21 protein-coding genes and 1 pseudogene are annotated in these 22,104 nt (G+C 67.0%); 5 read left to right on the top strand and 17 right to left on the bottom strand.

All coding sequences use genetic code 11. From position 1 onward, the window contains the following. Window positions 1–50: 50 nt before the first annotated feature. The 5 genes and pseudogenes from ACN2C7_RS12540 to topA form a co-directional block, all read right to left on the bottom strand. Window positions 51–1,196 (bottom strand): pyridoxal phosphate-dependent aminotransferase, encoded by a 1,146-nt coding sequence (locus tag ACN2C7_RS12540; RefSeq protein WP_419317306.1) that lies wholly within the window; start codon window positions 1,194–1,196, stop codon window positions 51–53. Window position 1,197: 1 nt separating this feature from the next. Next, window positions 1,198–3,513, bottom strand: a complete 2,316-nt coding sequence (rnr, locus tag ACN2C7_RS12535; protein ID WP_419317305.1) for a ribonuclease R — start codon at window positions 3,511–3,513, stop codon at window positions 1,198–1,200. Window positions 3,514–3,702: 189 nt separating this feature from the next. After that, window positions 3,703–4,906, bottom strand: a pseudogene (locus ACN2C7_RS12530) (IS481 family transposase). 376 nt (window positions 4,907–5,282) lie between these two features. Further along, window positions 5,283–5,648, bottom strand: a complete 366-nt coding sequence (locus ACN2C7_RS12525) for a hypothetical protein (protein ID WP_419317304.1) — start codon at window positions 5,646–5,648, stop codon at window positions 5,283–5,285. A 38-nt stretch (window positions 5,649–5,686) separates the two neighbouring features. Next, window positions 5,687–8,395 carry a type I DNA topoisomerase gene (gene topA / locus ACN2C7_RS12520; RefSeq protein WP_419317303.1) on the bottom strand — a complete coding sequence of 903 codons (2,709 nt, stop codon included), beginning with the start codon at window positions 8,393–8,395 and terminating at the stop codon, window positions 5,687–5,689. 178 nt (window positions 8,396–8,573) lie between these two features. Between topA and ACN2C7_RS12515 the strand changes: the two genes are divergently transcribed. Next, the gene (locus ACN2C7_RS12515; RefSeq protein ID WP_419317302.1) at window positions 8,574–8,747 is read left to right on the top strand and encodes a hypothetical protein; all 174 of its coding nucleotides are present in this window, start codon (window positions 8,574–8,576) and stop codon (window positions 8,745–8,747) included. A gap of 23 nt (window positions 8,748–8,770) precedes the next feature. On the opposite strand, the gene ACN2C7_RS12510 is transcribed toward ACN2C7_RS12515, so the two are convergent. The 9 genes from ACN2C7_RS12510 to ruvX form a co-directional block, all read right to left on the bottom strand. Beyond that, window positions 8,771–9,091 carry a helix-turn-helix domain-containing protein gene (locus ACN2C7_RS12510; protein ID WP_419317301.1) on the bottom strand — a complete coding sequence of 107 codons (321 nt, stop codon included), beginning with the start codon at window positions 9,089–9,091 and terminating at the stop codon, window positions 8,771–8,773. Window positions 9,092–9,155: 64 nt separating this feature from the next. Further along, window positions 9,156–9,413 carry a BrnT family toxin gene (locus ACN2C7_RS12505; RefSeq protein ID WP_419317300.1) on the bottom strand — a complete coding sequence of 86 codons (258 nt, stop codon included), beginning with the start codon at window positions 9,411–9,413 and terminating at the stop codon, window positions 9,156–9,158. Window positions 9,414–9,425: 12 nt separating this feature from the next. Continuing rightward, window positions 9,426–10,523 (bottom strand): DNA-processing protein DprA, encoded by a 1,098-nt coding sequence (gene dprA / locus ACN2C7_RS12500; protein ID WP_419317299.1) that lies wholly within the window; start codon window positions 10,521–10,523, stop codon window positions 9,426–9,428. Further along, window positions 10,520–11,167 (bottom strand): glycerol-3-phosphate 1-O-acyltransferase PlsY, encoded by a 648-nt coding sequence (plsY, locus tag ACN2C7_RS12495; protein ID WP_419317298.1) that lies wholly within the window; start codon window positions 11,165–11,167, stop codon window positions 10,520–10,522. The genes dprA and plsY overlap by 4 nt, the downstream gene beginning before the upstream one ends. 112 nt (window positions 11,168–11,279) lie before the next feature. After that, window positions 11,280–11,561, bottom strand: coding sequence for a type II toxin-antitoxin system RelE/ParE family toxin (locus ACN2C7_RS12490; RefSeq protein ID WP_419317297.1), 282 nt, complete (start codon window positions 11,559–11,561; stop codon window positions 11,280–11,282). Continuing rightward, a complete protein-coding gene (locus ACN2C7_RS12485) occupies window positions 11,551–11,805 on the bottom strand; it encodes a type II toxin-antitoxin system ParD family antitoxin (RefSeq protein WP_419317296.1) in 255 nt (84 codons plus the stop codon). The genes ACN2C7_RS12490 and ACN2C7_RS12485 overlap by 11 nt, the downstream gene beginning before the upstream one ends. Before the next feature lie 64 nt (window positions 11,806–11,869). After that, window positions 11,870–13,171 (bottom strand): dihydroorotase, encoded by a 1,302-nt coding sequence (gene pyrC, locus ACN2C7_RS12480; RefSeq protein WP_419317295.1) that lies wholly within the window; start codon window positions 13,169–13,171, stop codon window positions 11,870–11,872. After that, complete coding sequence (locus tag ACN2C7_RS12475; RefSeq protein WP_419317294.1) at window positions 13,168–14,163, bottom strand: aspartate carbamoyltransferase catalytic subunit; 996 nt, start codon at window positions 14,161–14,163, stop codon at window positions 13,168–13,170. Before ACN2C7_RS12475 ends, pyrC begins: the two co-directional genes overlap by 4 nt. An 830-nt stretch (window positions 14,164–14,993) precedes the next feature. After that, entirely contained in the window at window positions 14,994–15,485 is a 492-nt protein-coding gene (gene ruvX / locus ACN2C7_RS12470) for a Holliday junction resolvase RuvX (protein ID WP_419255129.1), read from the bottom strand. Between the two features lie 102 nt (window positions 15,486–15,587). Here ruvX and gatC point away from each other — a divergent pair, with 102 nt between their 5' ends. Next, entirely contained in the window at window positions 15,588–15,875 is a 288-nt protein-coding gene (gene gatC, locus ACN2C7_RS12465; protein ID WP_062145614.1) for an Asp-tRNA(Asn)/Glu-tRNA(Gln) amidotransferase subunit GatC, read from the top strand. Continuing rightward, window positions 15,875–17,347 (top strand): Asp-tRNA(Asn)/Glu-tRNA(Gln) amidotransferase subunit GatA, encoded by a 1,473-nt coding sequence (gatA, locus tag ACN2C7_RS12460; protein ID WP_419317293.1) that lies wholly within the window; start codon window positions 15,875–15,877, stop codon window positions 17,345–17,347. Before gatC ends, gatA begins: the two co-directional genes overlap by 1 nt. A 55-nt stretch (window positions 17,348–17,402) precedes the next feature. Here the strand turns inward: gatA and ACN2C7_RS12455 are convergent, their stop codons facing one another. Next, window positions 17,403–18,038 (bottom strand): hypothetical protein, encoded by a 636-nt coding sequence (locus ACN2C7_RS12455; RefSeq protein WP_419317292.1) that lies wholly within the window; start codon window positions 18,036–18,038, stop codon window positions 17,403–17,405. Between the two features lie 243 nt (window positions 18,039–18,281). Here ACN2C7_RS12455 and gatB point away from each other — a divergent pair, with 243 nt between their 5' ends. Continuing rightward, entirely contained in the window at window positions 18,282–19,775 is a 1,494-nt protein-coding gene (gatB, locus tag ACN2C7_RS12450; RefSeq protein WP_419317291.1) for an Asp-tRNA(Asn)/Glu-tRNA(Gln) amidotransferase subunit GatB, read from the top strand. 55 nt (window positions 19,776–19,830) lie between these two features. Here gatB and ACN2C7_RS12445 read toward each other — a convergent pair whose 3' ends face one another. Further along, window positions 19,831–20,328 (bottom strand): RcnB family protein, encoded by a 498-nt coding sequence (locus ACN2C7_RS12445; RefSeq protein WP_419317290.1) that lies wholly within the window; start codon window positions 20,326–20,328, stop codon window positions 19,831–19,833. Between the two features lie 642 nt (window positions 20,329–20,970). On the opposite strand from ACN2C7_RS12445, the gene ACN2C7_RS12440 reads away from it, so the two are divergent. After that, entirely contained in the window at window positions 20,971–21,243 is a 273-nt protein-coding gene (locus ACN2C7_RS12440) for a sel1 repeat family protein (protein ID WP_419321468.1), read from the top strand. Between the two features lie 45 nt (window positions 21,244–21,288). Here the strand turns inward: ACN2C7_RS12440 and ACN2C7_RS12435 are convergent, their stop codons facing one another. After that, a complete protein-coding gene (locus ACN2C7_RS12435; RefSeq protein ID WP_419317289.1) occupies window positions 21,289–22,032 on the bottom strand; it encodes a polysaccharide biosynthesis/export family protein in 744 nt (247 codons plus the stop codon). Window positions 22,033–22,104: the final 72 nt, after the last annotated feature.

Here is a 22,104-nt window from a genome sequence, read left to right as displayed (position 1 = left end):
GGGAAGATGATTTCATCCGCCCCCTACGGGGGCGGACGACCGCGTAGCGGTCAGGTGGGGGCGAGTGGTTTGCGCGCCTCAAACCACGGCACCAGCCGCCGCAAAGCCTCCTCGACCTCCGCCGTCGAGACCGCGAAGCTGATGCGCATGAACCGATGCCCCTCGACCGGGTCGAAATCGATGCCCGGCGCTGTGGCGACGCCGGTGTCGGTCAGCAGCTGCTTGCAGAACGCCATCGAGTCGTCGGTCAGATGTCCAATGTCAGCCCAGATGTAGAAAGCCCCGTCCGGCGGCGCGATCTTCGCCAGGCCTAGGGCGGGCAGGGCGTCCAGCAGAAGCTGGCGGTTGCGGCGATAGACCTCGACATGGCCGTCGAGCTCCTCGTGGCAGTCCATGGCCACCAGGCCGGCGTGCTGGCTCAGCGACGGGGCGGTCAGGAACAGGTTGCCCATATAGGCCCGCGCCCGATGCACATGCTCCAGCGGCGACAGCAGCCAGCCCAACCGCCAGCCCACCATGCTGAAATACTTCGAGAAACTGTTGACCACCAGGGCGCTCGGCTCGAACTCCAGCATGGAGCGGACGGGGCCAACGTAGGACAGGCCGTGATAGATTTCGTCGCTGACGATCCGGATATTCCGTGTACGGCATATGTCCGCGATGGCGGCCATTTCATCGTCGGCGATGACGGTGCCGGTCGGGTTGGCGGGGCTGGCCACGATGACGCCGGCCGGGGCGGGATCCAGCGCCGCCAGGTGCGCGGCGGTCAGCTGATAGCGATCCTCCGGCCCGCAGGCGATCTCGACCGGAACCAGGTTCAGGGCCTTGAGCGTGTTGCGATAGGCCACATAGCCGGGACGGGCCAAGGCCACGCGGTCGCCGGCCTCGAACGACGAGGCTAGGGCCATGACCAGGGCCGGTGAGGCGCCGCAGGTCAGGATGATCTGCTCGGGATCGACATGCACGCCGTGCCTGTCGTCATAGTGCCGGGCGATGCGAGCCTTCAGCGCCGGGCTTTCCCAATAGCCCAGGCCGTCGGTGTCCAGCACGTGGTGAGCGCGGGCGATCGCGGCCTTCGGCGCACCCGTCGAGGGCTGGCCGAACTCCATGTGGATCACCGAGCGGCCCTCGGCCTTGAGCTGGTGGGCCAGGCGGCTGATGGCGATGGCGTGGAACTGGTCGAGGTCGGGGCGCATGCTAGCGCCGCTTGCCGCGCCGAACGCCCTTGGGAAGCCCGCCACGCGGCTTGACCGCCGCCTGACGCCGGGCCCCGAGCCTTGGCAACGGCGCCTTGGGATCTGCCGGCAGCGGCTCGCTCAGCATCTCGAATAGCAGGCCGCCGGTCACCGGGGTGGCTTCGACCAGCTTGACCTCGACATTCAGGCCCAGCGGCCAGCGCTTGCCGGTGCGCTCGCCGACCAGGGCGTGCATCCGTTCGTCATGGACGAAGAACTCTGCGCCCAGGGACGAGATCGGGATCAGGCCGTCGGCCCCGGTCTCGTCCAGCTTCACGAACAGGCCAAAGCGGGTGACGCCGGTGATGCGGCCATTGAACGTCGCCCCCACCCGGTCGGACAGGAAGGCGGCGATATAGCGGTCGGTGGCGTCGCGCTCGGCGGCCATGGCCCGGCGCTCGGCATAGGTGATGGTCTCGGCCGTGTCCTTGATCTGGCTGATGTCCTGATCGGTCAGGCCATCGCTGCCCAGCCCCAGCGCCCGGATCAGGGCCCGGTGGACGATCAGGTCGGCATAGCGCCGGATCGGGCTGGTGAAGTGGGCGTACTTGGCCAGGTTCAGGCCGAAATGGCCCAGATTGTCGCCGCTGTAGTGGGCCTGCATCTGGGTGCGCAGCACCACCTCGTTGATGATGGCGGCGTGCGGTCCGTCGCGGGTCTCGTCCAGCAGCTTGTTGAAGCGCGAGGTCTGCGGGGCCTCGCCCTTGTTCCACTTGATTTCCAGCGTCGCCAGGAACTCGGCCAGGTTCTGGACCTTCTCCTGGCTGGGCGTGTCGTGGACACGATAGATCAGCGGCGTGCGCTTGGCTTCCAGGCTCTCGGCGGCCGAGACATTGGCCTGGATCATCATCTCCTCGATCAGCTTGTGGGCCTCGAGGCTGGCGCGGCGATTGATCGAAGCGATCTCGCCCTCTTTCGTGATGACGATCTTGCGCTCGTCGCTCTCGATGCCCAGCGGCGAGCGGATGTCGCGTCCCTTGCCCATCAGGCGGAAGGCGGTCCACAGGGGCTTCAGGATCGGGTCCAGCAGGGGCGGGGCCTTGTCGCCGTCCTGGCCGTCGGGCGGGATCACGCCGTCGATGGCGGCCTGGGCCTGCTCGTAGGAGAGCTTGGCGGCCGAGCGCATCAGGCCGCGCACAAAGCGGTGGCTCTTCTTGCGACCGGCGCTGTCGAACACCATCCGCACCGCCAGGGTGGCGCGGTTCTCGCCTTCGCGCAGCGAGCACAGGCCGTTGGACAGCACCTCGGGTAGCATCGGCTCCACCCGGTCGGGGAAATAGACGCTGTTGCCCTTTTCGCGGGCCTCGCGGTCCAGGGCCGAGCCCGGGCGCACATAGGCGGCGACATCGGCGATGGCCACCCAGACGATCCAGCCGTCCACATTGTTCGCGTCCGGATCGGGATGAGCGTAGACGGCGTCGTCATGGTCGCGGGCGTCGACGGGGTCGATGGTCACGAACGGCAGGTCGCGCAGGTCATCGCGGCCCTCCAGGGTCGGCGGCTTGGCGGCGGCGGCCTCGGCTTCAGCCTCTTCGGAGAAACCGGTCGGGATGCCGTGGCTGTGGATGGCGATCAGCGAGGCGGCGCGCGGATGGTCCTCGCGGCCCACCACTTCCAGCACCTTGCCCTGCTTGGGGCCATAGCGGCCGGCGGCTGTGCCGACCTGGGCGATGACCAGATCGCCGTCCTTCAGGTCCTTGGCCTCCTGCTCGTTGAGGATCAGGCTTTCCTTGGACTTGCGATCCACGGGCTCGACCCGGATCTCGCGGCGATGCCTGCGGATCACGCCCAGAATCTTGTGAGCGCTCTGGCCCAGCCTCTTGATCAGCCGGGCTTCCATCTCGCCGTTTTCGAGGCGCTCAAAGCGCACCAGCAAGCGGTCGCCCATGCCCGGCGCCCCACCGGCGTTCTCATTGCGGGCCGGTGACAGGCGCACCAGCGGCGCATCGTCGCCGGACTTGGTCAGCTTGACGAACATGTCGCCGTCGGCGTCGCGATCCACCACGTCGGCCACGCCCACCGGCGGCAGCGAGCCGGCCTCGGCAAAGCCCTTGCGGCCGCGCTTGCCCAGGTCGCCCTGGGCCTCCAGTTCACGCAGCATTTCGCGCAGGGCGCGGCGATCGGCGCCCTTCAGACCAAAGTGGCGAGCGATGTCGGCCTTGCCGCTCTCGCCGGCGCTGCGCAGGAACGCCAGCAGGGTCTCACGATCCGGCAGGCCTTGCGGCGGCTTGGGAGCAGCGGGGAATTTCGACGACTTGGGCGTGCGCGGTTTGGCCATGTGCTGGGATAACCCGGCAGCGGGGGGAATGGCCAAGGGAAAGACGCTGGAACCGGCCGCGATTTGCCGGGCACGCGTCCGCCGGCAAGGGAATGGGTCGCGGCGATGATTTGGAGTTCTGTTGCGGCGAGGGGGCCGAGGGCAAATTTCGACCCGAGTCGGCCCTCGGAACCCCTCTCTCATAGATGTTCAGGCCGGAGACATCCGTGACAGGTGTTCGGAGACATCCGTGACAGGTTGAGGATGATCACACCGGCGTTTTGAGGTCGATGGTGGAGATGGTCTTGGACCTGAAGACCAGGTCATAGCGGCCGTCGATGTTGGTGGGACGAAGGGCCAAGGTCTTGCCTGTGAAGGCCTTGGGGACCCGGATGAGGCGGGCCTCGAAGCTGATGCGGCCGTCCTGAACCTTGCGCGTCAGGTCGTCGGGGCCATAGGCGAAGGGCGCGATGTCGTCGCGATAGGGCCTGGGGCTTGGAGCATAGCGTTCGATGGGCGTGATCAGGCCCAGGGCCTCGTGAGGGCGCTGGGTGTTGTAGACCGTGCGCCAGTCGCGCAGGTGGCGGGCGGCCTCCTCCAGGTTGGCGAACGGCGGCCCTGACAGGGCCTCGGCCTTGAGGGTGCGATGGAAGCGCTCGTCCTTGCCCTGGGTCTGGGGGTGGTAGGGTCGCGAGTGGCCCAGAGCGATGTCCTGCTCCAGCAGCCACACGCCCAGAGCGGTCCAGGACCGGCCCACGCCGTCCCCCCTCATGCCCGCGCCCCAGGGCGGGCCGTTGTCGGCGGTGATGCGACGGGGCAGGCCATAACGCTGGAAGGCGTTGATCAGGCTGGATTTTACGGTCTGGCGCTCCTGGTTGGCGCAGGCCTCCAGCACCAGGCAGAAGCGCGAATGGTCGTCCAGCACGGTCAGCGGGTGAAGCCGCCCGCCCTCCGCGCCAAGCGGCACGTAGCCCTTGAAGTCCATCTGCCACAGGTCGTTTGGCGCGGGGTGCTCGAAGCGGATGAACGGCTCGTGGCCGCCGCCGAATGCGCCCAGTGTCACGCCATGGCGGCGCAGGATCTGGGTCACCGTCGAGGGCGAAGGCGCGGCCAGGCCCTGGCGTCGCAGCACAGCGGCGATCTTGCGCCCGCCCCAAGCCGGGTGCTGGGCCCGCACCGCCAGCGCCGCCGCCTCGATCGGAGCCGGCGTCGTCCGAGGCGAACCATGTGGGCGTCGCGACCGCTCCGTCAAACCCGCCTCGCCCTGCGCCGCATAGCGCAACAGCAGCCGGTAACCCAGGCTGGCGCTTATCCCAAACCGCCGGCAAAGCTCCCGGCGATTGACGCCTTCAGCCTGCGCCAGACGCACGAACTCCCGTTTGAAATCCATCGCAGAGACTCCCGTGAATGGCATCTCCGACCTCCCTTCGAGATCGGAAAATGTGTCACGGATGTCTCCGAACACCTGTCACGGATGTCCCCGGTCTGAACAATAGAGAGAGGGAGGGGCCCGCCGCCGCAGGCGGTGGGAGGGTGAGAGGTTTCACCATTTCCGGAAAGGCCCGGGCCGTTCCGCCAATCCCCAGCGAGTTCAGGCCCACCCCGGGATAAGAGCTAGCCACCCGCCGTCTTCGCAGAGCTAGGTTCTGAGAAGCTGTAACCTCTCACCCTCCCACCGCTTCGCGGCGGGCCCCTCCCTCTCTCTATGAGAGAGGGGTTCCGAGGGCCGCTCACCACCCTGAGCAGACCGTAAGCACGTCCGCTCTCGGGGGGCTTCTAACCGGCGTAGCTCAGTAGAGGTCCTCAATCGACCGCGGCGGTTGCTGGGCCGGAGGGGTCGTTGCAGCCGTCGGCGCGGCTTCCGACGGCGCGGGTGGGGTCTCGATCACCGCCGGCGGGGCTTCGGCCTCGGCGGTCTTGACCTCGACGGCCTTGACCTTGGGCTTTTCGGGCGGCGCCGGCACGTAGAGCGGAGCCGGGGCCGCGTCCTTGACCGGCACACCCGACACCTCGGCCAGGGGCGCGGTCGAGGCGCTGGTGTTGGGCTTGCCGCCCTTCAAAGCATTGCTCACGCCCATGACGAAGCCCAGGACGCTGACCAGGATCAGGCCGGCGACCACGACGGTCAGGGGCAGGGGCCGTTCAAGCGACGTCATGCCGGTAATCTAACCCCGGATCGCAAACATGGGTAGGGTCACGCCCCCGTCTCGGTTGAAGACTTTGCGGGCTTCTTGGCGGCGGCCTTTTTAGGAGCCGCTTTCTTGGCCGCCGGCTTTTTGGCGGGCGCCTTCTTGGCCGGAGCCGCGCCGTCAGCGGCCGCCTTTGCCTTGGCCGGAGCCTTGGTCGCCGCCTTGGCCGGGGCCTTCTTGGCGGCCGCCTTCTTCACCGGCTTCTTGCCGCCGCCCTTGGCGACGCGTTCGGCCAGCAGGACCACAGCCTCGGCCAGGGTCAGGGCGGCCGGATCAGCGCCCTTGGGCACATTGGCGTTGGTGTCGCCGTGCTTGATGTAGGGACCAAAGCGGCCCGACAGCACTTTCACCGGCTTGCCGTCCTCGGGGTGGACGCCCAGGTCGGCCAGGGCCGCGGCCTGGCCACGCTGCGGACGCCCGCCGCCGGCCCGCTTGTCGGCCAGCAGGGCGACGGCGCGGTTCAGGCCGATGTCGAACACCTCTTCGGGGTTTTCCAGATTGGCGTAGGTGCCCTCGTGCAGGACGAAGGGCCCGAACCGGCCAAGACCGGCGGTGATCTTCTTGCCGTCGTCGGGGTGCATCCCGACTTCGCGCGGCAGGGCCAGCAGGCGCAGGGCTTTTTCCAGGTCGACGGCGGCCGGCAGCCAGCCCTTGGGCAGACTGGATCGCTTGGGCTTGTCACCGCTCTCGGCGGCCGGCGGCTCTTCGACATAAGGGCCAAAGCGGCCGTTCTTCAGCCACACCGAGCGACCGGTCTCGGGATTGATCCCCAAGTCCTTGTCGGCGGCCTCGGCCTCGCCTTCGCCTTCGGCGGTGGCCAGTTGGCGGGTGAAGCGGCATTCGGGATAGTTGCTGCAGCCGATGAAGGCGCCGAACTTGCCGACCTTCAGCGACAGCATGCCCGTCCCGCAGGTGGGGCAGATGCGCGGATTGGAGCCGTCGCCCTTGTCGGGGAAGATATGCGGGCCCAGCGCGTCGTTCAGCGCGTCCAGCACATTGGTGACGCGCAGTTCGGCGATCTCGCCGACGGCGGCGGCGAAGTCTTTCCAGAAGTCGCGCAGGAACTGTTTCCAGTCCAGCTTGCCGTCCGACACCAGGTCCAGCTGCTCTTCGAGGCCGGCGGTGAAATCGTATTCGACATAACGACGGAAGAACTGCTCCAGGAAGGCGGTGACCAGGCGGCCCTTGTCTTCCGGGATGAAGCGGTTCTTCTCCATCCTCACATATTCGCGGTCGCGCAGCACGGTCAGGACCGAGGCATAGGTCGACGGACGGCCGATCCCCAGCTCTTCCATCTTCTTGACCAGGCTGGCTTCCGAATAGCGCGGGGGCGGTTCGGTGAAGTGCTGGTCGGCGCGGGCGTCGATCACCTTGGCGCTGGCGCCGTCCTCGATCATCGGCAGGCGGGCGCTGTCCTCGTCGCCGTCGTCGTCGCGGCCTTCTTCATAGACCGTCAGATAGCCGGGGAAGAGCACGACCTGGCCGGTGGCGCGCAGGCCGGTCTGGCCGTCGTGGCTTTCGATGTCGACCGTGGTGCGCTCGATGCGGGCGCTTTCCATCTGCGAGGCGATCATCCGTTTCCAGATCAGCTCGTACAGGCGGCCCAGATCCGGCTCCAGGCGCAGCGAGCCCGGATTGCGGCCCAGGCTGGTCGGGCGGATGGCTTCGTGGGCCTCCTGGGCGTTCTTGGCCTTGACCTTGTAGTAGCGCGGCGTCTCGGGGACGTAGTCCTTGCCATAGACATTGCCGATCACGTCGCGGGCTTCGGCGATGCCCTCGGGGCCGACCGCCACGCCGTCGGTTCGCATATAGGTGATCAGGCCGACGGTCTCGCCGCCGATGTCGATGCCTTCATACAGTTTCTGCGCCGCCTGCATGGTGCGCTGGGCGCTGAAACCCAGCTTGCGCGAGGCTTCCTGCTGCAGGGTCGAGGTGGTGAAGGGCGGGGCGGGCGAGCGCTTGCCGGGCTTCTTCTCGACGGCGGCGATCTTGAACACGGCCTTCTCGACGGCGGCCTTGGCGGCCAGGGCCGAGCCCTCGTTGTTCAGGTCGAACTTGGTGAGCTTCTTGCCTTCGTGCTTGATCAGGCGGGCCAGGAACGGATCGGCGCCGGCCGACACGTCGGCGTCGACGCTCCAGTATTCCTGGGTCTTGAAGCGCTCGATCTCCATCTCGCGCTCGACGATCAGCCGCAGGCAGACCGACTGCACCCGGCCGGCCGAGCGGCTGCCCGGCAGCTTGCGCCACAGGACGGGCGAAAGGGTGAAGCCGACCAGGTAGTCCAGGGCGCGGCGGGCGAGGTAGGCCTCGACCAGCTCCATGTCGATGTCGCGCGGATTGGCCATCGCTTCGAGGACCGAGGCCTTGGTGATGGCGTTGAACGTCACGCGCTGGACGGTCATGCCTTTGACCGCCTTCTTCTTCTGAAGGACTTCCAGAATGTGCCAGCTGATCGCTTCCCCTTCGCGGTCGGGGTCGGTGGCCAGGATCAGGCGGTCGGCCCCCTTCATCGCGTCGATGATGTCGGCGACGCGCTTGGACGACTTGGCGTCGATCTCCCAGCTCATCGCGAAATCGTTGTCGGGCTCCACCGAGCCGTCTTTCGACGGCAGGTCGCGGATATGGCCGTACGAGGCGAGAACCGTGTAGTCGGACCCGAGATACTTGTTGATGGTCTTGGCCTTGGCCGGGCTCTCGACGACGACGACGTTCATTAGGACTCTTGTACCCTGGGGGAGGATCGCCCTGGAGGCGAGCGGCGGAAAGTGGGGGCGCGACGGGGTGTCTGTCAACGCGGCCTGTTCAAACGGCGCCGTTTCCCGTGATTTGGTAGTCGATTGTTAAGGTCGGTCGGGTGATTGTTGAGGTTGAACCAAAACCCTTTTGGCGCTCATGAACGTCTCGACCATCAACCGGATCGCCACCGAGGCCTATGTCTCGCCGATCCAGCCCGTCAAGCCGGTGACCTCCAACGCGGAACGCGCGCAGATCGCCGACCGCCTGCGCGACGCCATTCGCGCCGCCCCGGCCCAGGGCACCGGGCTGATGATCGACCTCAGCGTCTAGGCTTTCAGGCCAGAAGTCGCCGATCAGGCCGCTTCGCCACCGACCAGCCTTCGCATCGTCTCGGGATCCCGGGCTATCGCCGTCAGCAGTGTTCTGGCGGGCGCGTCTGGCGTGGTTCGACCCTGTTCCCAATCCCGGACTGTCGACAGCGGCAAGCGGAATGCCGCAGAGAACGCCGCCTGGGTCATGCCTAGCCGACCGCGAATATCCTTGATCGCTTTGACGCGCTTGAACCGGGATAGCTGCTCCTCGGTCAGCGGCGGGCAGTCGGGATCGGACAGTGCGGCGGCGTTGATCTCTTCTTCTGTTATCGCCTTGAGGCGATCCCAGTCCGTCTTGCCCATCGGCAGATCGCCGCTACGCACCGCGAAAGTACCTTTTGCTTTCGACGGGGTTGGCGGGTCTGGCTCAGATGATCCGGTAGTAATTTTGGACATGTGAGACGGTGACGACGAAGAGGACGGCCCCGAAGCAGGCGCCGATGATCTGGATCCTTTCTTCGCCGTAGTCGAACCGGTCATCGACAACCTCCATCCGCCAAGGGTCCAGGATCGCGTGACAGGCGTCTTTGAAATCAACCCCATGTTTGGCGAGGTTGCTCCGAGCCTTCTCAAGGTCCCATTCGAATTCAATGTCCGCAGTACTGGTATCCAGTACTTGGGGCAAGGCGCCGTCGCATCAAACCCCCGCCACCATCCCTCCGGCCAGCAGCTCCGCCCGCTCGGCCAGGGCCAGCTCCACCAGGGCCGCCATCACCGCCGAGGTCGGGGCGCCGGTCGCCCGGACCAGCTCGTCGCGCGAAACGGCCGTGGGTGAGAGCAGGGCGGCCAGGCGCTCGCGCAGGGCGTCGAAGTCAATGTCGGCTGCCGGCTCGCCGTCATAGTCCCGCTCGCGCTCGCGTAGATGGGTCTGGCCCGATAGGTTGCGCAGCACGTCTTCGGCGCCTTCGCACAGGATCGCGCCCTGGCGGATCAGGTCGTTGGTTCCCCGGGCGCGCGGGTCCAGCGGCGAGCCGGGCACGGCGAAGACGTCGCGGCCCTGTTCGGCGGCCAGGCGGGCGGTGATCAGCGAGCCGGACTTCAGCTCGGCCTCGACCACCACGACGCCCAGCGACAGACCGGAGATGATGCGGTTGCGGCGCGGAAAGTCCCTGGCCTGGGCGCGGCGGTCGGGGGCGCTTTCGGACACCACGCAGCCCTCGGCGGCCAGACGCGCGTGCAGGGCGCCGTGCTCGGGCGGATAGATGTCGCCAATTCCGCCGCCCAGCACGGCCACCGTGCCGGTGCGCATCGCGCCCTCGTGCGCGGCGCCGTCGACGCCGCGCGCCATGCCGCTGACGATGACATGGCCGGCCTCGCCCAGCTCGGCCGCCAGTTGTCGGGCGAAGCGCTGGCCGGCGGCCGAGGCGATGCGGGCCCCAACGATGGCGACGCTGGGCCGGGGCAGCAGTTCGGCGCGGCCCAGGGCCCACAGCACCGGCGGCGGCGGATCAAGGGCGGCCAGGCGGGCGGGGAAGTCAGGCTCGCAACCGCACAGCAGCCGCGCGCCCATGGCCGCGCCGGCCTCCAGCTCGCGCTCGATGGTTTCGCGCAGGGGAATGTTCAGCGGCGTGGCCCGCCCCCCGCGACGGGAGAGGTCGGGCAGGGCGCTCAGGGCGCGCTCGGGCGTGCCGAAGCGGGCCAGCAGGTGCTCGAAGGCGACGGGGCCGACCGTCTCGGTGCGCGCCAGCCGAAGCCAGGCCAGGCGCTGGATGTCCGAGAGGCGGCCCGAAATCACGCGGCCGGAGGCGGCGTCTCCGCCGTCTTCTTCTTGCCGATCTTCGGCTCTTCGCCCTTCAGCAGGCGAGCGATGTTCTCGCGGTGGCGGACGAAGATCAGCACGGCCATGAACAGGGCCAGCACCAGCATGGCATAGGGCTGGTCGGTGGCCAGGGCGAACGGAGCGGCCAGGGCGGCGGCGGTCAGGGCGGCCAGCGAGCTGATGCGGAACAGGGCCGCCATGGCCAGCCAGGTGACGGCGGCCAGCACGCCCACGGGCCAGCAGGCGGCCAGCAGCACGCCATAGAAGGTGGCGACGCCCTTGCCGCCCTTGAACTTCAGCCAGACGGGGAACAGGTGACCCAGGAACGCCGCGCCGCCGGCCAAAGCGACGATGGCGGCGCTGTCGTTGGTCAGCCAGCGGGCCAGCAGCACGGCCAGCACGCCCTTGCCGGCGTCGCCCAGCAGGGTGATGGCCGCCAGGTCCTTGCGCCCTGAGCGCAAGACGTTGGTCGCGCCGATGTTTCCAGAGCCGATCTGCCGGATGTCGCCGGCCCCGCCCAGGCGGGTGGCGATCAGGCCGAACGGGATCGAGCCGAGGAGGTAGCCTCCGACGACGGCGATCGCGAGCGTGAGATAGACGGCTTGAGCGAGATCTTGCACGTTTCGACCCTAAGGCGAGTTGCGCGCGATTTCAACCGCTACGCAAGGATTGCTTGTGGCGAAGGTGTAGCAGGAGACTCAGGGGGTGAGCAAAAGGCGGGCCCCTGACCCTTCAGGAAAGCCAATCTTCGGATCCATGCCGAACACGCTGGATGAAGATGTCCGCCCCGTCGAGGCGGTAGATGATGATGTGGCTCTTGTAAGGATGGACGCGCGATGAGCGGCCCAGTTCGTCGCGTTCGGGAGCGGCGAGCGGGAACTCGGAGAGAAACGCGAACGCCCTTTCCAGCCCCGCATGATAGCGCTCGGCCTGACCCTGCCCAAACGCGCCCGCTCCGGTCAGGTAGATATCGAGGATATCCTGCTCGGCCTTGCGACTGAGCCTATAGGCCATCCGCACTGGCCCGCAGCCGGCGGCGCGCCGCCGCCAGGATGTCGTCCATGGAGCAGGTCCCGACACCGCTCTCTTCGGCTTCGTCGATCAGGCGCTGCATGGCGGCGACCTTCTCGGCGCGTTCCTGATCGCGGCGGATCAGGTCGCGCACATAGTCGCTGGCATTGCTGTAGCGCCCGGTTTCGGCGCGGCCCTCAACCCAGTCCTTCATGGCGTCGGGCAGGGAAACGTTCATGGTCGCCATCATGCACCTCTGATGGCAGTGGGTGATATTTGGCAAAGATTGTCAATTCTTGCCATTGAAGGAACTACCCCTCGGCCCGATGCACCACCCGCCCATCCACCAGCGTCATCAGCACCTGACCCTGCAGCCTGCGGCCGTCGAACGGCGAGTTCTTGGACTTCGAGAGCAGCTTGGCCGCATCCACGATGATCGGCGCGTCGATGTCGCACAGCACCAGATCGGCCGGCGCGCCGGGCGCGATACGGCCTCCGCGCAGGCCCAGCAGCTCGGCGGGCGCGAGGGTCACGGCGCGGATCAGGTCGACCAGCGGCAGGCGCTCGTCGTGATACAGCGACAGCAGGGCCGGCAGCAGGGTCTCAACGCCGATGGCGCCGGGGGCGGCCTCGTCGAAGGGCAGGCGTTTGTCCTCGGCCGGGGCCGGAGCGTGGGCGGACACCACGATATCGATCAGGCCTGAGGCCAGCGCTTCGATCAGGGCCTGACGGTCGTCCTCGCCGCGCAGGGGCGGGGTGACCTTGGCGAAGGTGCGATAGTCGCCCACGTCGAGCTCGTTGAACGACAGGTGATTGATCGACACGCTGGCGTGCAGGCGCAGGCCTTTGGCCTTGCCGCGCGCCAGGGTCTCCAGCGCGCCGGCGCTGGTGATTTGGTCCACCAGCAGGCGGCCGCCGGTGGCTTCCAGCAGGGCGATGTCGCGCTCCAGCATGATCCGTTCGGCCATCGGCGAAATCGACGGCAGGCCCAGGCGGCCGGCGAACTCGCCGCCGATCGCCGCGCCGCCCCGGGCCAGCCACATGTCCATCGGCCGGTGGGCCAGCAGGGTGTCGAAGCCCTTGGCGTAGGTCAGGATGCGCTGGAATACCTTGGAGTCGACGATCGGGCGGTCGGCGTCGGTGATATAGACGCAGCCGGCCTCGCGCATCAGGCCGATCTCGGCCATCTGCTCGCCCTTAAGGCCCTTGGTCGCCGCTCCGGCGCACAGGATACGGGCGCTGTCGATGTCGCGGGCCCGGCGCAGGATGAAGTCGACCACGCTGGGATCGTCGATGGCCGGATCGGTGTCCGGCTGCACGACGATCGAGGTCACACCGCCGGCGGCGGCGGCGCGCGCGGCTGAAGCCAGGGTTTCCTTGGTTTCCGAGCCCGGCTCGCCGGTCTTGACCCGCAGGTCGATCAGGCCGGGGGCCAGCAGGGCCCCGCCGCAATCGACGACCCGGACGCCCTTGCCCAGCTTGCCGAACTCGCGGCCCTTGGCGACGTCGGAGATCACGCCCTCTGAGACGATGACCCCGCCGGGGCCGTCATAGCCGCTCTCGGGATCGACCAGGCGGGCATTGGTGAAGGCCAGGGGCTGGGGCGAATTCATTGATCGGCCTCCAGCCGTGCGGCGAGGCTGGTCAGCACCGCCATCCGGGCGGCGACGCCCATCTCGACCTGGTCCTGGATCAGGCTGACGGCCGGATCGTCGGCCACGTCGGAATCGATCTCGACGCCCCGGTTCATGGGCCCAGGGTGCATCACCTTGGCCCCCGGCGCGGCGCGCGAAAGCTTTTCGCGGTCCAGGCCATAGAAGCGGAAATATTCGCGGGTCGAGGGCACGAAGCCGCCCTGCATGCGCTCCAGCTGCAGGCGCAGCATCATCACCACGTCTGCCCCGGCCAGGCCCGACTTCATGTCGTGGTGCACGGTCACGCCCCAGCGCTCGGCCTGGGCCGGCATCAGGGTGGCGGGACCCACCAGCCGCACGCTGGCGCCCAGGGTGTGCAGCAGGGAGACGTTCGAGCGGGCCACGCGGCTGTGCAAAACATCGCCGCAGATCGCCACGGTCAGGCCCGACACCCGGCCAAAGGCGCGGCGGATCGACAGGGCGTCCAGCACCGCCTGGGTCGGATGCTCGTGCTGGCCGTCACCGGCGTTGATCACATGGCCGCTGACCTTCTGGCTGAGCAGGCTGGCGGCGCCCGACGAGGCGTGGCGCACCACCAGCAGGTCGGGGCGCATGGCGTTCAGGGTCACGGCGGTGTCGATCAGGGTCTCGCCCTTGGTGATCGACGAGGTGCGCGGGCTCATATTGACCACGTCGGCGCCCAGGCGCTTGCCGGCGATCTCGAAGCTGGACTGGGTGCGGGTGCTGTTCTCGAAGAACAGGTTCATCAGCGTCCGGCCCTTGAGCAGGTCCAGCGACTTGGAGGTCTGGCGGTTGAAGGCGACGAACGCCTCGGCCAGGTCCAGCAGGTCGGCGGCCTGCGGGGCGTTGAGGTCGCCGGCGGACAGGAAATGGCGCTTTGGGAACGCAAAGGCGCGGGCGCGGATCGCGTCGAGGGCGACGCGGGCGGGATCATGGGGCTTGGCCGTCATGAAACGGTGTCTTAGGCGGCTTTGCCGGGAGAGGGAAGGCGGCGGGTGCGCGCGATGGGGGATAACCGGCCGCCGCCGCTGGCCCCCTCCTGACCTGCTGCGCAGGTCGTCCTCCCCCTTTCAGGGGGAAGATGACATCGCGAATTCATCTTCCCCCTCCGGGGGAAGACGGCTGCGAAGCAGCCCGTAGGGGGCAAGTACGGGGATAAACTGCGCCCTATCCTCGAGCTATCGCTGCGAGACCGCAGCAAATTCAACGTCCTGCAAACAAACCGAGCGCGCCTGTCAGACGCGCCGAAACCTCCCGTATTCTGTCCCCACCTCGTCGCGAGGAAAGGGCGCAAGGCCAGCGACCATTGCGGCGGCGGGGGGTGATCGAGCGGGGCTGTGCTTCAGGGGGATACTGAAGCGCGTCCGGGGACCCTGGCGTTGCAGGACCCGCCCGCCGTCGGCGTGGATGGGGATCAAGGCGAGTGTTGGTCAGGATTGGCCCCACGCCCCCCGACCTTCGGGACTTCGGGAAACCGAAGCTTCCGGGTCCCGGTAAGGCCCCAACTGGGCCACCCGCTGGGACGCTGACGGATAACGACCACGCGGAGCGGACGGCTTCGTCGAAACGGTATTTGCTACTCACTCATCCGGACGTGGTCCGGACGCTCCGCGACCCTTTTCATAGCTCAGCGAGTGATCGCGTGAGGTCGCGAAACTGTAGCTGCTCCCCCTCTGGGGGAGCTGTCGCGGAGCGACTGAGGGGGCTAGCTGGAAGTCGGCCGCGCTGCCCCTTCCGGCCCTCCGGGCCACCTCCCCCAGAGGGGGAGGAGCTAAGAAAGCTAAACCTTGCCCGCAGCTTCCCGAATTCCCCGCATCCGCTCCAGAGCGCCCTGCAGGATCCAGCCGGCGGCCATCTTGTCGACCACCTCGGCCCGGCGCTTGCGGTTGACGTCGTGCTCCTCGATCAGCACCCGGGTCACGGCCGCCGTCGACAGGCGCTCGTCCCAGAAGGTGATCGGCACATGCGGCTGCAGACGCAACAGGTTGCGGCCCAGCGCCCGGTTGGACTGGCAGCGGACGCCTTCGGTGCCGTCCATGTTCATCGGCAGGCCGATGACGATGCCGGCCGCCTTGCGGCTGCCCATCAGCTTGAACAGCGTCTCGGCGTCCTCGCTGAACTTGGTCTTCCGGATCAGGGCCAGGGGACTGGCGACGGTCAGGGTGACGTCGGAAACGGCCACGCCGATGGTCTTCTCGCCGGGGTCGAGGCCGACGATCGGCATGTAATCAGGGATGGCGGCGGCGAAATCTTCGATATCGAGAACGGGCATCGCCCCTCATAACACGGGGAACGGCCCGCCCAGCAAGGGAACGACTTGTCAAAGCGCCCCTCTGGCGGCTAACCCACGCGCTTGGAATTCAGGAGGCCCCCAATGGCCATTGACGTCGCCACAGTGCGCAAGGTCGCGCGGCTCGCGCGGATCGCCACACCCGAAGATCGCCTGGAGCCCCTGGCCCAGGAGCTCAACGGCATCATGGCGTGGATCGAGCAGCTGGCCGAGGTCGATACCGACGGCGTCGAGCCGCTGACCAGCGTGGTCGGCGCCGGCGCGCCGCTGCGTGAAGACGTGGTGACCATGGGCGGCGACGCCTCGGTGATCACCTCCAACGCCCCCAAGTCCGTCGACGGCTTCTTCGTCGTGCCCAAGGTTGTCGAATAATGAGCGCCCTTACGTCCCTGACCCTGAAGGGCGCCATCGACGGCCTGGAAGCGGGTGACTTCACCTCCGTCGAGCTGACCACAGCCCATATCGAGGCCATCGAGGGCGCGCGCGCCCTGAACGCCTTCATCGTCGAGACGCCCGAACAGGCGCTGTCGATGGCGGCGGCGTCGGACGCCCGTCGCGCCCTGGGCGTGGCCGGTCCGCTGGACGGCGCGCCGCTGGGCATCAAGGATCTGTTCTGCACCAAGGGCGTCCAGACGACGGCCTGCTCGAAGATCCTCGAAGGGTTCATCCCGCAGTATGAATCGACCGTCACCAGCCAGTTGTGGCGTGATGGCGCGGTGATGCTGGGCAAGCTGAACCTGGACCAGTTCGCCATGGGCTCGTCGAACGAGACCTCGTATTTTGGCCCCGTGACCAATCCCTGGCGCTCGACCGCCAGCGACAAGCCCCTGACCCCCGGCGGCTCGTCGGGTGGTTCGGCTGCGGCTGTGGCCGCCGGCCTGTGTCTGGGCGCCACCGCCACCGACACCGGCGGCTCGATCCGCCAGCCGGCCGCCTTCACCGGCACCGTGGGCATCAAGCCGACCTATGGCCGCTGCTCGCGCTGGGGCGTCGTGGCCTTCGCCAGCTCGCTGGACCAGGCGGGCCCGATCGCCAAGACCGTCGAGGACGCGGCCCTGCTACTGACCTCAATGTGCGGCCATGACCCCAAGGACTCCACCAGCCTCGACGTGCCGGTGCCGGACTTCACCCAGTTCGTCGGCAAGTCGGTCAAGGGCCTGCGGATCGGCATTCCCAAGGAATACCGCGTCGACAACATGCCGGCCGAGATCGAAAAGCTGTGGGAAGACGGCATCGCCTGGCTGAGGGAAGCCGGCTGCGAGATCGTCGACATCACCCTGCCGCACACCAAGTACGCCCTGCCGGCCTACTACATCGTGGCCCCGGCCGAGGCGTCCTCGAACCTGGCCCGCTATGACGGCATGCGCTACGGCCTGCGGGCCGAGGGTGGCAACCTCACCGAGACCTATGAGAACACCCGCGCCGAAGGCTTCGGCGACGAGGTCAAGCGCCGCATCCTGATCGGCACCTATGTGCTCAGCGCCGGCTATTATGACGCCTACTATCTGAAGGCCCTGAAGGTGCGTCGCCGCATCGCCGAGGACTTCGACAAGGCCTGGGAACGCTGCGACGCGATCCTGACCCCGACGGCGCCGTCGGCGGCGTTCGGTCTGGGCGAGAACAGCAACGACCCCATCGCCATGTACCTCAATGACGTCTTCACGGTGACGACCAACCTGGCCGGCCTGCCGGGCCTGTCGCTGCCGGCGGGACTGGATTCCAACGGCCTGCCGCTGGGCCTGCAGATCATCGGCAAGCCGCTGGACGAGGGCACGGTGTTCTCGGTGGCCGGGGCGCTGGAAAAGGCGGCCGGCTTCAACGCCAAGGCCGCCCGCTGGTGGTGACTTCGTAAAAAGGGCGGCTCCGCGAGGAGCCGCCCTTCTTCGTTAGGCTAGTCGGTTACTGCGGGTCGACCGGCGTGACCGGTGCCGGTGCCGGTGCCGGTGCCGGAGTCGGGGCTGGCGCTGCGGCGACCGGGGCGGCGATCACGACCGGATCCGGCTCGGCGATGACGGCAGGAGTGGGCGCTGGGACCGTGGCGCTGACGTTCGACGAGGCCAAACTGGCGTCCGGGGTCGTCGCGACGGCCGGAGCGGCTCGGCGGACGACGGCGGCGCGCGGCGTGGCGCGGATCGGGGCTGATGCGACGGCGCGCGGGGCGGGCTCGGCGACGGCGGTCTCGATCGGCGTCGGGGTCGGCATGGTGGCCGGCGCCAGCGGCGGGCTCAGCGGGACCGTGTCGGCGATGGCCATCTGGGCCGTCTGCTGCGTCTCGGTCGGGGGCTGGGCCGGATTGGCCATCATCGCCCAGGCGATGGCGCCTGCGGCGACCAGCATGACCGGCGCGCCGACCAGCAGCGCCATGTTGTTCGCAGCGTTCTTAGCCGGCTTGCGGGCATAGATCGGCGCGGCGGGGAACATGGGCGAAGCATCCGTCGCGGCGGAAACCGGAGCGGACTGGATCGGCGTGCGCTGACGACGCGTATCCACAGTGTCGATCGAGTCCAGATTCAAGGTCTGACTAAAAGCGGGCATGAAGTCCTCCTCAGCTTTATTTCTCGGAGGACGTAACCGTTCGGCGTCGTGGAGGTTCCGATTGCCCCGGAATGGCGCCGTTTCTAACAAGAAGGGGCCTTATTTGGCTTCGGACCTCAACTATATGAAAACCGCCGGAGGGACGGGCGCGGGAAATCTCTCCAGGAAGGGGGCGACGGTTCGCGTTGAAACCCGGCGGCCTAAGGGTTTTCCGCCATGGCGCGGTCGGTGTAAGAGAGGCTCATGACGCAAGAATCCAAAACCATCCAAGGCCGCACCGGCCCCTGGGAAATCGTTCTCGGTCTCGAGATCCACGCCCAGGTCGCCAGCAAGTCCAAGCTGTTCTCCGGCGCCGCCGTGGGCTTTGGGGCTGGGCCCAACGAGCAGGTGAGCCTGGTGGACGCAGCCATGCCCGGCATGCTGCCGGTGCTGAACGGCTTCTGCGTCGAGCAGGCGGTCAAGACGGGTCTGGGCCTCAACGCCAAGATCAATCTGAAGAGCCGCTTCGACCGCAAGAACTACTTCTACCCCGACCTGCCGCAGGGCTATCAGATCAGCCAGTTCGACCAGCCGATCGTCGGCGAGGGCGTGATCACCGTCGAGCACGACGACGGCTCGACCTTCGAGGTGCGCATCGAGCGCCTGCACCTGGAGCAGGACGCCGGCAAGTCGCTGCACGATCAGGATCCGAACGCCACCTATGTCGACCTGAACCGCGCAGGCACGGCGCTGATGGAGATCGTCTCCAAGCCCGACATGCGCACCTCGGCGGAGGCGGCGGCCTATGTGAAGAAGATCCGCACGATCCTCGTCTATCTGGGCACCTGCGACGGCGACATGGAGAAGGGCAACCTTCGCGCTGACGTCAACGTCTCGGTCTGCCGCCCCGGCGCCTACGAGAAGTTCCGCGAGACCGGCAGCTTCAGCCACCTGGGCACGCGCTGCGAGATCAAGAACGTCAATTCGTATCGCTATATCCAGCAGGCTATCGAGTATGAGGCCCGTCGCCAGATCGAGATTCTGGAAGACGGCGGCAAGATCGACCAGGAGACCCGCCTGTTCGATCCGACCAAGCTCGAGACCCGCTCGATGCGGAGCAAGGAAGAGGCGCACGACTATCGCTACTTCCCCGATCCCGACCTGTTGCCGCTGATCCTCGACGCGGCCTGGGTCAAGAAGATCGAAGAGACCCTGCCGGAACTGCCGGACGCCAAGAAGGCCCGCCTGCAGAGCCAGTATGGCCTGTCGGCCTATGACGCCGGCGTGCTGATCATTGAGAGCGACCGCGCCGACTACTTCGAAGCCGCCGCCAAAGGCCGCGACGCCAAGCTGGTTTCCAACTGGGTGACCAACGAACTGCTGTCCAAGCTGTCGGCCAACGGCCACGAGATCGCCGCCTCGCCGCTGCCCTCGTCGGACATCGCCCAGCTGGTCGAGCTGATCGAGAACGGCACCATCTCATCGAAGATCGCCAAGGAGGTCTTCGAGCACATGTGGGCCGGCGAGGGGCGTCCGTCCGAGATCGTCGAGAAGCGCGGCCTCGTGCAGATCAACGACACTGGCGCCATCGAAGCGGCCATTGACGCGCTGATCGCGGCCAATCCCGACAAGGCCTCGGCCGTGAAGGAAAAGCCCCAGGCCATCGGCTGGTTCGTCGGCCAGGTGATGAAGGAGACGGGCGGCAAGGCCAATCCGGCCACCGTCAACGACCTGCTGAAATCCAAGCTCGGACTCTAGCCGCAAGGCGTTCCGGAGGACCACCTCCGGAACGCTTGTCCCTTGCCCGTTCCCGTTAGTAGCCGTTGGTCATGACGTCGAAGATCAGGCCGGTGGCTATGGCCGCCAGCACGTAGTCATCGCCGGTGCGGTACCAGTAATAGCCACGGGGCGGCGGACGCAGGCGATAGCGGCCGTAGTCATGCACGACATATCCGCCGCCGCGATAGTAGGGGGGCAGATAGGCGCCTCGACGCCAGGCGACATAGCCGGGGCGGTAGCTCGGATGGCCGTAATAGTGCGAAGGCGGAGCGCCGTAGTGGAAACGGGTTCCATAGTAATAGCCATTGTGCCGGCCGCGATCCCAGCGGTCTTCACGCCGATCCCAACGGTCCTCGCGCCGGTCCCAACGGCCCCCGTCATGACGGGCGTCGCGCCGGTCTTCCCGTCGGTCCCAGCGATCTTCGCGATGGTCCCAGCGGCCACGATCCTGGGCGGATGCATCGCTGGCTACGGCGGTCATGGGACCGGCTACCGATGCGACAACGGCGATGGTGAGCAACAGACGTTTCATCTCGTCCACTCCTTCTGGTCGGGCGGGTTTCCACCGCCAAATCCCTCGACCCTGGAAACCATCCTCCTGCAGGCCGGCTGAACCGCGCCTGAATGACGCCGTCAGACGAACGGGCGGCCAGCTCCACCTTTTCGCCAGAGCGCCCATCGCGCGGTAGGCAACATCAATGGGACAAGCCGCTCTTGTGTGTGTGGTCGACAGGCCACTTTCCCGGCAGAATTCTATCTGCGGCCAATTGTCCGCTGCCGATTTCGCCGGCGGGCTGAGGGTTGCGCCCTGCAAAAACCCGGGCACAGTTGTGGAAGACTTGCCAAACTCTAAAGCGTTTTCGGAAAGGATCGGAGCCCGCGAAAACTTTGAAAAGCGCCCCAAACTGGGGGTGGAATTGCGTTTTGCGGGTCTTTAGGCCCCGAGTGGGGCGACGTGCGAGGCCCGAAGGATGCTCTTTAGGCAGTCCGTGCGTTAACTCGGCGTATACAGGCGTTTACGCTGAGTAATACCCCTGAAGAAAGCATGTATTCGCGCCTGAATTCATGATGTTCCGACGCTTAACTATATGTTCAGCGGCTGTGGACTTTTCTGCATCCAGGCCCGGGATCCGACAGAACGTCGGAGGGGCCTGGAAGAGGAGATGAAGCCATGATGATGAGCATCGAACCCCCACCCGCCCACGTGCTGCCGCTGCCGACTGCCGAGTCCTCGGGCGACGAACTGTTCCGCATGGGCCTGCTGTATTCGACCGGTCAGGGCGGCGCCCCCGTCGACTACGTCTCGGCGCACATGCTGTTCAACCTGGCCGCCATGCGCGGTTCTGTGGAGGCCAAGGTCTATCGCAAAGAACTGTCGCAAGAGATGGCCAGCGAAGACGTCGCCGAAGCCCAGCGCGCTGCGCGGGAATGGCTGGCCCACGGCTGAATCCGGCTTTTCGGATTCAGCGATCGGCCAATGCTCAGCTCGAGCCTATTGGCCGACGCCGTTGACCGCGTAGCTGAAGCTGACCGGCAGCAGGTCGCGGAAGTACTGCTGCATGAACAGCCCCGTCTCCGCCGCGCCGCTGCGCGGCACATAGACGATATCGAAGCGGCGAAGCGGGATCAGATCCACGCCGCCGCCGGGATTGGTCATCCCCCTCAGAAGATCGGCCGTGCGCAGCATGGCGCGACCGTCTGGGCCACGACGGATGATGACAACCTGGCTTCGCTTGGACGAGGTCTTGAAGCCGCCGGCCTGGATAACAGCGCGTAGCGCATCGACATCGCCGGGCATGTCGTAGACGCCCGGATTGCCGACCTCGCCGCCGACGAACACCTTCAGCGGGGTCGTCGTCTTGACCGACACCTGCACCTGGGGTCGCAGCAGTTGGCTGCCATAGGCCTCAGTGATCGCGTCCTCCAGTTCGAAGATCGTACGATCGGCCGCCATTACCGGCCCGAGCAGTGGGAGAACGATCCGACCGTCTGGCTGCACGATGGCTGACTTGTTGAGCTCGGTCGCCGAAGCCACCGTCACCTCGACCTCATCGCCTGGATAGAAGCGATAGGAGGGCTCTTCCTCGCTCCAGTCGGCATAGCCGATGTTGGGAAAGTTCGCGCTGGGGCGCGGAGCGGGCGTGATGGGCTCGCCGTCCACATGACCGCAGGCGGTCACGCCGCCGCTCAGGAGCAGTATGGCCAAGGCCGTCGAGAGATGCGTGCGCCGTTGCATGCGACAAGTCTTAACAGGAATGGGTAACGAAGCCTTAAGGGCGAGCGGACCAGTTTGAAGTCGAGATTGAAC

The organism is Caulobacter sp. ErkDOM-E (genome assembly GCF_048541895.1).
Lineage (GTDB): Bacteria > Pseudomonadota > Alphaproteobacteria > Caulobacterales > Caulobacteraceae > Caulobacter.
The sequence above is the reverse complement of the archived record's forward strand: the minus strand, read 5'-3'. Positions and strand labels throughout refer to the sequence as shown.